This is a genomic window from Paractinoplanes polyasparticus (assembly GCF_019710575.1).
Lineage (GTDB): Bacteria > Actinomycetota > Actinomycetes > Mycobacteriales > Micromonosporaceae > Actinoplanes > Actinoplanes polyasparticus.
In genome coordinates this window covers 19,390-29,843 of sequence record NZ_JAHWFK010000078.1, presented here as the reverse complement: position 1 = coordinate 29,843, position 10,454 = coordinate 19,390, and the positions used below count along the sequence as shown (strand labels likewise).

The following is a 10,454-nucleotide window of genomic DNA, read 5'->3' as shown; positions in this document are numbered from 1 at the left end:
CCGAGTCGGTGACGATCGTGCACCGGCGCGACTCGTTCCGGGCCAGCAAGGTGATGCAGCTGCGGGCGCTGAACAACGAGAAGATCAAGGTCGAGTGGAACTCGGTGGTCGAAGAGATCATCGGCCACGACGGCAAGGTCTCCGGCGCACGTCTGCGCAACATCCAGACCGGCGAAGCGAAGGTGCTCGACGTGACCGGCGTCTTCGTGGCCATCGGCCACGACCCGCGCAGCGAGCTCTTCAAGGGCCAGATCGAGACCGACGACGAGGGCTACGTCAAGGTCGACCACCCGTCGACGCGCACCAACATCCCGGGCGTTTTCGCCGCCGGTGACCTGGTCGACCACACCTACCGCCAAGCCATCACCGCCGCCGGCACCGGCACCGCCGCCGCGCTGGACGCCGAGCGTTTCATCGCCTCATTCGTCGAGATCTGACGAACACATTCCGCATGTGCAGGGCGCCGGCTGAGGTTCGCCGCGGCCAGCGGTGCCGCGTCGACGGCTCGTGACCTTGACGCGGCGCCCTCGCTGGTGCACAACGGAGTCGCTCAGCAACGACAAGCCCGATGCTGAGTACGTTCGCCGAATGTCATTCGCGGTGGCCGACCAGCACGGCATTCCCTTGCGTCTGCCGACGCCCGGGTCGGGCTTCGCGCGAGGACTATCGGGGGAACCGAATCCTCAGGCCGCGGCACGCTGAGAAGCCGAACCGGGGAGAAGATCCCGTACGAAGGCGACCCGGTCGGGTACGAGGGAGTACCAGGCCCAGCTGCCACGCTTGTCGCGGTTGAGCAGCCCGGCGTCGACGAGGGTGCGCAGGTGGTGGCTGATGGCCGGCTGCGTCATGTTGAACGGCTCGGTCAGGTCGCACACGCATGCCTCGCCCGTGGCGGAGGCCTCGATCACCGACAGGATCTGCAGACGGGTCGGGTCGGAGAGGGCCTTGAAGAGCCGGGCCAGCTGTTCAGCGTCGATGCGGGCCAGCGGCGGCCCAGCCGGATCGGCGGCACAATCGGCCGGATTCACCGGGCGGGTTCGGGCGGCAGGCATGATCCAAGCTTAGGAAGCGCTCAGGGACCGGCGAATGACGGGAAAGTGAACAACGCGGTGGCCTGGTCACGGCGGATCGAGGCGGTAGCCGAGGCCGCGCACCGACACCAGGATGCTGGGATGCTTGGGGTCGTCGCCGAGGCGGGCGCGGATGCGGCGAACGTGCACGTTGAGGGTGTTCGAGGATTCCTCACCCCGATGCCAGATGAGCTGATGGATCTGCTGGCGGGTCAATACACGCCCGGCGTTCTGCATCATCAGTTGCAGGAGCTGGAACTCACGTAACGGCATGGTGATCAAAGCATCGCCCAGACGCACCTCGAATCGGGACGGATCGAGACGCAGCGCCCCGACCTCGAGCACAGCCTGGAACTCCGTTGCCGTCTCCGGGGAGATCGCCTGCAGTAGCTGCAGAATGTCGAAGGTTCGGTAGGGACGCGAGACGCAGGCCCGCGCGCCGGCAGCCAGGGCCTGAGCGACCTGGTCGCCGTCATTCGGGCCGACGGCGACCAGCGTCGGGATGCAGGCCTTGGTGTAGAGGGCACGGGCGATCGCCGATCCGGTCATCGGGGGGACGTGGGCGGCGGTCAGCACGGCGTCCGGCTGCAATACACCGACTTCCAGGAGCGCTTCGGCGGGATCGGTGATGACGATCGCGTCGATCTGGCGTTCATGCAGGGAGTCGGCGAGTTGCTCGGCGCTCTCCCGGTCGGGGTCGAGGATGATCAGCAGGAACCGGGTGCGGTTGACGCGAGCAGCGGTCGGCCGGCACTCGGGGGGATTGGTCGGCTCGGTCGGCATCGTGGCCTTCACGGCGTACGAGGCTTGCATCTCAGCCGAAACGGCCGGTGATGTAGTCCTCGGTCTGCTTGTGGTTGGGGTTGGTGAACAGCTTGTTGGTGTCCTCGTACTCGACCAGCCGGCCATGGCGGATACCGGCCTCGTCGACCTCCGCGGTGAAGAAGGCCGTGCGGTGCGACACCCGGGCCGCCTGCTGCATGTTGTGGGTGACGATCACGATCGTGTAGTCGGCGGCGAGGTTGATCATGAGATCTTCGATCTTGCCGGTGGCGATCGGGTCGAGCGCTGAGCAAGGCTCGTCCATGAGGATCACCTCGGGGCGCACGGCAATGGTGCGGGCGATGCACAGCCGTTGCTGCTGGCCGCCGGACAGCGCGAGCGCGGACTGTTTCAGTTTGTCCTTGACCTCGTCCCACAGGGCGGCGTCGCGCAGCGCCTGCTCGACGAGGTCGTTCATGTTCGTCACCTTCATGCCGGTGACTCGGGGCCCGTACGCGATGTTGTCGTAGATGGATTTGGGGAACGGATTGGGTTTCTGAAAGACCATGCCGATGCGGCGGCGCAGTTCGATCGGGTCGACCTCGCGGGCGTAGAGGCTTTGGCCGTGGTAGCTGATGGTTCCGGCGACGCGGGCGCCGGGGATGAGGTCGTTCATCCGGTTGAGTGAGCGCAGCACGGTGGACTTGCCGCAGCCGGACGGGCCGATGAGCGCGGTGATCTGGTTGCCGGCCATGGCCATGTCGACGCCGCGGACCGCTTCGTAGTCGCCGTAGAAGACGGAGATGTCCTTGAGCGTCAGCACCGGTTCGTGGGCGACGCCGTCGTCGGCTGACAAACGCACAGCGGTGGTAATCAAGGGCGGGGCCGGGTGGGTCATGGCGGCGTCCTTCGGGTCGGGGGTGGTCATGGCGTGTTCACCAGCGCTTCTGGAACTTGTTGCGGATGACGATGGCGGCGGAGTTCATCAGCAGCAGGATGCCCAGCAGCAGCACGATCGCGGCTGCGGCGAGCTCCTGGAACTCGGCCTGTGGTTCTTTGATCAGGTTGTAGATCTGGATCGGCAGGGTGGTGTAGGTCGACAACAGGCTGTCGGGGTTGAAGCGGATGAAGGTGACCGCGCCGAGCAGGATCAGCGGCGCGGCCTCTCCCAGCGCCCGCGACAGCGCGAGGATCGCTCCGGTGGCCATGCCGGGGATGGCGGCCGGGAGCACCTGCCGGGCGGTGGTCTGCCAGCGGGTGGCGCCCAGGGCGTACGAGGCCTGTCGGATCGATTGCGGCACGGCGCGCAGGGCTTCGCGGCTGGCGATGATGACGGTCGGCAGGACCAGCAGGGACAGCACGATCGCGGCGGTGATGACGGTGAAGCCGAGCCCGATCACCCGGGCGATGAGGCCGAGGCCGAGGATGCCGAACACGATCGACGGCACGCCGGCCAGGTTCTGGATGTTGAGTTCCAGCAGCCGGTTGTACCAGCGGGTGTTGTCGGCGTACTCCTCCATGTAGATCGCCGAAGCGATGCCGGTGGGCAGGCTGATCAGCGCGGTCAGCGCGATGACCCACAGCGTGCCGGTGATCGCCGACTGCACGCCGGCGCTCTCGACGCGGGAGGCCCGGCCGGTAGGCATCTGCTGCCACAGCCGGGCGTCGAGCCGGTCCCAGCCCTTGTAGACGGCGAAGACGACCAACGCCACGAGGAACGCGAACGCGATCAGCAGGCAGAGCTGCAGGGCGAGCCGGAACAGGATCTCGCCGGGCCGGATCCGGCGCTGGGTGAGCGGTGGCGGTGGGGCGGCGACGGCTTCGCGGGCGGCGGCAGCGGCGGTCATTCGTACACCTCGCGGAACTTGCGCACCAGGCGGATGGACAGGACGTTGAGCGCGAACGTGAAGACGAACAGGGTCGCGCCGACCGCGAAGATCGTCAGGTACTCCAGGGAGTTCACCGGCAGGTCGCCCTGGCCGGCGCCGGCGATGTAGCTGGTCATCGTGGCCGCGCCCTGGATGGGTGAGGTCGGCACGTCGGCTGTCTTGAGGCCGGCGGCGATGGTGACGATCAGCGTCTCGCCCAGAGCACGGGAGAAACCGAGCACAATCGCGGCGACGATGCCGGACAGCGCGGCCGGGACGACGACGCGGGTGGAGACCTGCATCTTCGTCGACGCCAAGGCGTAGGCGCCCTCACGCAGCGATCGCGGGACGGCGCTCATCGCGTCCTCGGACAGGCTGGCCACGGTCGGCACGATCATGATGCCCATGGCGATCCCGGCGACCAGCAGGTTCTGGAACTCCGGCTTGTCCGCGGTCGGCCACCAGTCGATCAGGATCGGGTTGAGGAAGGTCAGGGCGAAGAAGCCGTACACCACTGTCGGGATGCCGGCGAGAATCTCCAGGACCGGCTTGAGGACCTTGCGGGTACCGGTGTGGGCGTACTCCGACAGGTAGATGGCGGCGCCGATGCCCAGCGGCACCGCGATGACGATGGCGATCGCCGTGACCCACAGCGTGGCGACCAGCAGCGGCAGCACACCGTAGTGCTTGTCGGCGAACAGCGGCGTCCACATCGTCTTGGTGAAGAACTCGACGATGCTCACCTGGCCGAAGAACTCCACCGTCGGGATGAACAGCGACGCCACGATGCCGATCGTGGTCGCGACCGAGACCACTGCCGCCACGATGAGCAGGGTTTCGATGAGGCGCTCGCCCGGGCGGGACCGTCCCCGCCGCACACCGGCGGCGGGGACGTCACGGCGGGAGGTGTCCGCAGCCACAGCCGATCAGCTCTTCTGCAGCTCGGCGAACTCGGCGGCCAGGGTGGTCTTCTGCTCGGCGGTCAGCGGAACATACTTGGCTTCCTTGACGACCTCGTCGATGTTCTGGATGTAGAAGTCGATGAAGTCCTTCACCTGCGGCTTGGCCAAAGATGCACCGGAGACGTAGACGAACAGCGGCCGCGACAACGGCTTGTAGCTGCCGTCCTGGGCGGTGGCGACGCTCGGCTCGACGCAGCCGCCGCCACCGTCGACCTTGACCAGCTTGAGCTTGTCAGCGTTCTCCTCGTAGTAGGTGAAGCCGAAGTAGCCGAGGCCGCCCTTGGAGCCGGTGACGCCCTGCACGGTGACGTTGTCGTCCTCGGTCGGGGTGTAATCGGTGCGGCTGGCGCCCTCTTCACCGTTGATCTCGGCGGTGAAGTAGTCGAACGTGCCCGAGTCGGTGCCCGCACCGAACAGCTTCATCGGCTCGTTGGGGAACGACGGGTCGACCTGGTTCCAGTTCGTGACCTTGGATTTCGGTTCCCAGATCTTCTTGAGCTGGGCGACCGTGAGGCACTCCGCCCAGGTGTTCTCCTTGTTGACCACCACGGACAGAGCGTCGTTGGCTACGATCAACTCGGCGTACTTGACGCCCTTGGCGTCACACTCGGCCTTCTCGCTGTCCTTGATCGGCCGGGACGCGTCGGAAACGTCCGTCTCGCCGACGCAGAACTTCTTGAACCCGCCACCGGTGCCGGAGGTGCCAACCGTGACGTTGACCTTGGCCTGTTCCTCCGCGTAGAGGTCGGCGGCGGCCTTGCTCAGCGGGCCGACCGTGCTGGAACCGTCGACCTTGACCTCTCCGGAAAGTTGTTCGGCGGTGTCGCCGCCGGAGTCTGTTGATGGATTGTCGCTGCCGCAGGCGGTGAGGGCCGCCGTCAGGAACAGCGCGGCAGTCAGGGCGGTCAGCCGCCCGCGCACCGTCTTGATCACGTTCAGTCCTCTGCGAACAGGCCGGCAACCGGGGCTGCCGGGCGTTGCCATGAAGCCGGCGACGACCGCCGACGCCGCTCATAAAAGACGGCTTATGTGAGCCCGACCCATATGCAAGGTGAACGGGCGGTGAACATAAACGCCTCTTTATTTTCGCAGCTCAGAACGCATCTATCTTCACTTCTTGACGCCGTTGGTTCATTCTCAGTTCACTTTTACGGTTCGACTTGAGGTCGCGCACCACCCCTGGCGCACCGCACACTCCCCCGGCATGCCTCAAGATACGTTGACTCAATCATTCCTGAATCGCCTCGGGAGGCGCAACCCCTCGACCGGACCCTGGACGTGCTCCGTCCGGTGCCGAGTCCTCGCAGATCCACGGAGCGAATTCATGCCGATCGACAAAGTTCAGTGGAAGTTGACTCAACTAAAGCTGAGGTATCTAATAGCGGTGCGGCTGCCGGTCGCCCTACACATCACTACGGAGATCAGCGATGACCGACTTCGTCCTGCCCTACGAGCACCGCGACCTGTCCATCGACCAGCAGGTCGCCCTACGTACCGCCGCCGGCAACCTCGGCCGCGAGTTCACCGGCCTCTACGGCCCCGAGACCATCGAACGGTTCCTGCACAGCAGTTACGACCAGTTCGCGTCCATCAGCTGCGTGCCGAATTTCCTGCCGCTGCTCGCCGAGCGGTTCGCCCGCCAGCGCCTCCAAGCCCTGGCCCGGGTGGAAGGACACCACCGCGACGGCAAACCGGTCGTGCTGTTCCTGTGCACCCACAACGCCGGTCGCTCGCAGATGGCCCTCGGCTTCTTCACCCACCTCGCCGGCGACAACGCCGTCGCCTGGTCCGGCGGCTCCGAGCCCGGCCACGAGATCAACACCGCCGCCATCGCCGCCATGGCCGAACGCGGCATCGACATCACGAGCGAATACCCCAAGCCCTGGACCGACGAAGTCGTCCGCGCCGCCGACGTCGTCATCACCATGGGCTGCGGCGACGCCTGCCCGGTCTTTCCCGGCACCCGCTACGAGAACTGGGACCTCGACGACCCCGCCGGACTCGACGTCGACGCCGTCCGCCCGATCCGCGACGACCTCGAACGCCGCGTCCGCACCCTGATCGACCAGCTCGAGATTCCCGCCGCGAAAGGCTGACTGTGCGACTGCTCGTCATCGGCGGCAGCGACGCCGGCATCAGCGCCGGACTCGCCGCCCGCGAACAGGACCCCACCGCCGAGGTGACCCTGCTGGTCGCCGACGCCTACCCGAACTTCAGCATCTGCGGTATCCCGTACCACATCTCCGGCGACGTCCCGGACTGGCGCCGGCTTGCCCATCGCACCACCGCCGACCTCGAAACCGCCGGCCTGAACCTGCGCCTCAACCACCGGGTCACCGCCATCGACCCGCAAGCCCACACCGTCACGGCGGGGACGACAACCCTCGAGTACGACAAACTTGTCATCGGCACCGGCGCCGTGCCGGCCCTCCCGCCGATCAACGGCCTGGACGAGCTCGGCTGGACCGAAGGCGTGCACGTCCTGCACTCCATGGGCGACATGTTCGACGTCCAGAACTCGCTGCAGCAAAGGCAAGCACGCACCGCCGTCATCGTCGGCGCCGGCTATATCGGCCTCGAGATGGCCGAAGCCCTGGCCACCCGCGGCCTTCAGGTCACCGTGCTCGAACAACTCGACCAGGTCATGCCCACCATCGACGCCGAACTGGCGACCCACCTCGAACAGCACCTCGCCGACCGAGGCGTGACCGTCCGCCACGGCACCAAAGTTCACACCATCCGCACCGGGGCGACGGGCCTGGTCGTCGAGACCGAGGCCGGCGAACACTCCGCCGACATCGTTCTGATCGTCACCGGTGTCCGGCCCGACACAGCTCTCGCTGCCGCCGCCGGCGTGAACCTCGGCCTACGTGGTGCCATCGCCGTCGACCGGCAGATGCGCACCAATGTGCCCGACGTCTACGCCGCTGGAGACTGCGTCCACACCTACCACCGGATCCTCGACCAGTACGTGTACCTGCCGCTCGGCAGCACCGCCCACAAGCAGGGCCGGGTGGCCGGTCTCAATGCGGTCGGCGGCCAGGCCACCTTCGCCGGCTCCTTGGGCACCCAGGCGGTCAAGGTGTTCGATCTCGTCGCCGCCGGTACCGGCTTACGGGATGAGACCGCCCGCGAGGCGGGATTCGACCCGGTCACCGTTGAAACCGTCGCTGACGACCACAAGGCCTACTACCCGGGCTCCTCACCGATCCGTATCCGCATTACCGGCGACCGCACGACCGGACGGCTGCTGGGCGCCCAACTGCTGGGGCACCGCGGCGCCGAGATATCCAAGCGCGTGGACGCTTATGCCACCGCCATCAGCTACGGCGCCTCGGTCGACGACATCGCCGAGCTCGACCTCTCGTACACCCCACCGTTGGCAAGCCCATGGGACGCGACCCAGATCGCGGCCACCGCCTGGCGACGAGCGACCATCAGTTGAACCGTATCCATCAGGACCCGACACCACCCGTGATGCATGCGACGCGGCCGAAGTGGCCAGCAGGCTCGCTTCCGCATTGACGAGTCGATCTACCGAGTTAGGGTCGGCAGCCAGCACAGCAACGGAAGCGGCAATGGCCTGTGGCTCGGCTTCGACGTGGCTCGCGGCACGCTGAAGACCGAGCGATCCACGGCGATCGCGTGTGAGCCGGCCTCGTGCGCCGGACCAACGGCCAATGCGGTAACGCCTTGTTAGAGAGCCTCGACGTCGATAGTGCGGATACCTCGATGACAGTTCGCAGTCCCCGCTGATCTTGTGGGCTCGGGCTGACACACAGCCCCTAAGGCATCCTAGGATGGCGCCTTGGTTACTGCGTTCTCGCTCACGTGGGTGGCGCCACCCCGGATGGCTCCAACACAAGCGTGTTTCATTGAATACAGCTGATGGCAGCAAGCCAAACAGAACGAACGGCACCCGGGCTGCAACCCAGATGCCGTTCTCGGCCCCGCAGCTGGTTCGCCATGAACATCGCAAAGGAGCTCCATGGGAACAGTAACTCCGACTCCTGACCGTCGCGACGCGTCAGAGATCGACACCACTCATGCGACCACATCTATCGACGAGCAACGAGCCGGCGGACGAACCTCGATCAGGCTCTCGTACGTTGCGGTGGTGGCGGGCTTCTTGAGTCCGATCGTCGCGGTCCTCATCGACAAGCTTCTCTAACGCCGGGAGCGAGTAACCACAGAAGTTGATCGCGGCTGCCGGCAGGGCGTTCGCCGACTGCTCACCGCTGAGTCCTCCGGGCCCTGTCGGCCGCCGCGCCCTCGCCGCCAACTCTCCCCTGCTCATCGGGCTCGGCGATGGCGCTGCGACGGAAGGCTTTCCGCGTCCGTTACATGCTGGTCCCGAAGCTGGTCAACGAACTGGTCGAAGCCGTCGACGAAAGGTCTTCACCAAGCCATCGCCCGTTACGGCCGCGGCGACCTGCTCTGCGTAGATGAGCTCGGCTAAATGAAACGACCGCCGCGGCACGGGACTGCCGTTCCCAGTCCTGACCGAACGCGAGGGAGAACGCCTCCGTCGCGATCGCTTCGATCGAGTCTTTATCGATGGCTGGACCAAGACGTCCACCGACCCCGGCACTGCGCCGCGATCGTGGACCAGCTCGCCTTCGCCGGCAACGTCATCGAGCCCGCGCCAACCACCGCCTGCAGCAGCGGACCGCCGTCTAACCGCGATAGCGCAACCTCGGCACACACCGATCCCCTAGCCACTACCTATTGATCCGTCCGGACCGCTATCATCGCCTGATGGCGATGATGAGAGATGAAGCGCTGATGGCTCACCCCGGTTCGGAGTTGGCGCCGGCCGCGGCGCTGTTTCGCAGCTTGGGTGACCCGACCCGGTTGGCGATCCTGCGCCGGCTCGCGCTTGGCGAGGCCCGGGTCGTCGATCTGACTGCGCAGCTGGGTATGGCCCAGTCCACCGTCTCGGCTCACCTGGCTTGCCTGCGGGACTGCGCGTTGATCACGGGCCGGCCGCAGGGCCGGCAGATGTTCTACGCCTTGGCCCAGCCGCAGTTGCTGGACCTGCTCACCGCGGCCGAAGAGCTGCTCGCGGCGACCGGGCACGCGGTCGCTCTCTGCCCCACCTACGGCACAGACACTTGCGAGGACACCTGCCGATGAGCGCTCATCCGCTGCCCGATGTCACCGGCCCCGCCGCCCGCCGGGCGATCCGATACGGCTGGTTCACCATCGGCTACAACCTCATTGAGGGCGTCATTGCCGTCACCGCGGGCCTGGCCGCCTCCGCGGTCTCGCTGATCGGGTTCGGCATCGACTCCGGCATCGAGGTCGCCGCCGCCGCGGTCGTCCTGACCCGGCTGACTGCCGAACTGCGTGGCGGGCATGCCGACGAAGCGAAGGAACGCCGGGCCCTGAAGTTCATCGCGCTGACGTTCTTCGCCCTGGCCGCCTACGTGATCGTCGAGGGGTCCGCGACCTGATCATCGGCGAGGAGCCCGAGACCAGCCTGGTCGGCATCATCCTGACCGGCGCGTCGATCATCATCATGCCGTGGCTGGCCCACGCCAAACGCAAGGCCGGCCTGGCCATGAACTCCCGGCTGGTCATCGCCGACGCCGCCGAGACGAAACTCTGCGCCTGGCTATCCGTCTCGACCTTCGCCGGCCTGCTCGCCTACGCCCTGCTCGGCTGGACCTGGCTCGACCCGGTCGCCGGGTTCGTCATCGCCGGATTTGCGATCATGGAAGGCAAAGAAGCCTGGGAAGGCGAACTCGTCTGCGACGACGACGATGACGACTGACCACCGGCACTGAACA

Annotated in this window: 12 protein-coding genes; 6 read left to right on the top strand and 6 right to left on the bottom strand. The window is 66.5% G+C overall.

Annotated features, from left to right (window positions below; genetic code table 11):
* On the top strand, window positions 1–437 hold a 437-nt coding region (locus KXC43_RS48630; protein ID WP_221383120.1), incomplete at its 5' end, for an NAD(P)/FAD-dependent oxidoreductase.
* Window positions 438–683: 246 nt separating this feature from the next.
* Here the strand turns inward: KXC43_RS48630 and KXC43_RS48625 are convergent.
* From KXC43_RS48625 to KXC43_RS48600, 6 genes are all read right to left on the bottom strand, one after another.
* Entirely contained in the window at window positions 684–1,052 is a 369-nt protein-coding gene (locus KXC43_RS48625) for an ArsR/SmtB family transcription factor (protein WP_221383119.1), read from the bottom strand.
* 66 nt (window positions 1,053–1,118) lie between these two features.
* Window positions 1,119–1,865 (bottom strand): winged helix-turn-helix transcriptional regulator, encoded by a 747-nt coding sequence (locus KXC43_RS53140; RefSeq protein WP_221383118.1) that lies wholly within the window; start codon window positions 1,863–1,865, stop codon window positions 1,119–1,121.
* Window positions 1,866–1,884: 19 nt separating this feature from the next.
* Window positions 1,885–2,760 carry a phosphate ABC transporter ATP-binding protein PstB gene (gene pstB / locus KXC43_RS48615; RefSeq protein ID WP_255646130.1) on the bottom strand — a complete coding sequence of 292 codons (876 nt, stop codon included), beginning with the start codon at window positions 2,758–2,760 and terminating at the stop codon, window positions 1,885–1,887.
* A gap of 7 nt (window positions 2,761–2,767) precedes the next feature.
* Entirely contained in the window at window positions 2,768–3,679 is a 912-nt protein-coding gene (gene pstA / locus KXC43_RS48610) for a phosphate ABC transporter permease PstA (protein ID WP_221383117.1), read from the bottom strand.
* Window positions 3,676–4,620 (bottom strand): phosphate ABC transporter permease subunit PstC, encoded by a 945-nt coding sequence (pstC, locus tag KXC43_RS48605; protein ID WP_221383116.1) that lies wholly within the window; start codon window positions 4,618–4,620, stop codon window positions 3,676–3,678. The genes pstA and pstC overlap by 4 nt, the downstream gene beginning before the upstream one ends.
* 6 nt (window positions 4,621–4,626) lie before the next feature.
* The gene (locus KXC43_RS48600; protein ID WP_438870962.1) at window positions 4,627–5,592 is read right to left on the bottom strand and encodes a PstS family phosphate ABC transporter substrate-binding protein; all 966 of its coding nucleotides are present in this window, start codon (window positions 5,590–5,592) and stop codon (window positions 4,627–4,629) included.
* Between the two features lie 497 nt (window positions 5,593–6,089).
* On the opposite strand from KXC43_RS48600, the gene KXC43_RS48595 reads away from it, so the two are divergent.
* From KXC43_RS48595 to KXC43_RS48575, 5 genes are all read left to right on the top strand, one after another.
* The gene (locus tag KXC43_RS48595; protein ID WP_221383114.1) at window positions 6,090–6,758 is read left to right on the top strand and encodes an arsenate reductase ArsC; all 669 of its coding nucleotides are present in this window, start codon (window positions 6,090–6,092) and stop codon (window positions 6,756–6,758) included.
* A gap of 2 nt (window positions 6,759–6,760) precedes the next feature.
* Window positions 6,761–8,107 carry an FAD-dependent oxidoreductase gene (locus KXC43_RS48590; protein ID WP_221383113.1) on the top strand — a complete coding sequence of 449 codons (1,347 nt, stop codon included), beginning with the start codon at window positions 6,761–6,763 and terminating at the stop codon, window positions 8,105–8,107.
* 1,340 nt (window positions 8,108–9,447) lie between these two features.
* Entirely contained in the window at window positions 9,448–9,798 is a 351-nt protein-coding gene (locus KXC43_RS48585; RefSeq protein ID WP_221383123.1) for an ArsR/SmtB family transcription factor, read from the top strand.
* Window positions 9,795–10,118 (top strand): hypothetical protein, encoded by a 324-nt coding sequence (locus tag KXC43_RS48580; protein ID WP_221383112.1) that lies wholly within the window; start codon window positions 9,795–9,797, stop codon window positions 10,116–10,118. The genes KXC43_RS48585 and KXC43_RS48580 overlap by 4 nt, the downstream gene beginning before the upstream one ends.
* Entirely contained in the window at window positions 10,115–10,438 is a 324-nt protein-coding gene (locus tag KXC43_RS48575) for a cation efflux transmembrane domain-containing protein (RefSeq protein WP_221383122.1), read from the top strand. Before KXC43_RS48580 ends, KXC43_RS48575 begins: the two co-directional genes overlap by 4 nt.
* The last annotated feature ends 16 nt before the right edge of the window (window positions 10,439–10,454 follow it).

Coding starts and splice junctions, on each gene's coding strand:
- KXC43_RS48595 (WP_221383114.1), top strand. CDS start 6,090: ATGACCGACTTCGTCCTGCCCTACGAGCACCGCGACCTGTCCATCGAC.
- pstA (WP_221383117.1), bottom strand. CDS start 3,679: ATGACCGCCGCTGCCGCCGCCCGCGAAGCCGTCGCCGCCCCACCGCCA.
- KXC43_RS48580 (WP_221383112.1), top strand. CDS start 9,795: ATGAGCGCTCATCCGCTGCCCGATGTCACCGGCCCCGCCGCCCGCCGG.
- KXC43_RS48625 (WP_221383119.1), bottom strand. CDS start 1,052: ATGCCTGCCGCCCGAACCCGCCCGGTGAATCCGGCCGATTGTGCCGCC.
- pstB (WP_255646130.1), bottom strand. CDS start 2,760: ATGACCACCCCCGACCCGAAGGACGCCGCCATGACCCACCCGGCCCCG.
- KXC43_RS48585 (WP_221383123.1), top strand. CDS start 9,448: ATGGCTCACCCCGGTTCGGAGTTGGCGCCGGCCGCGGCGCTGTTTCGC.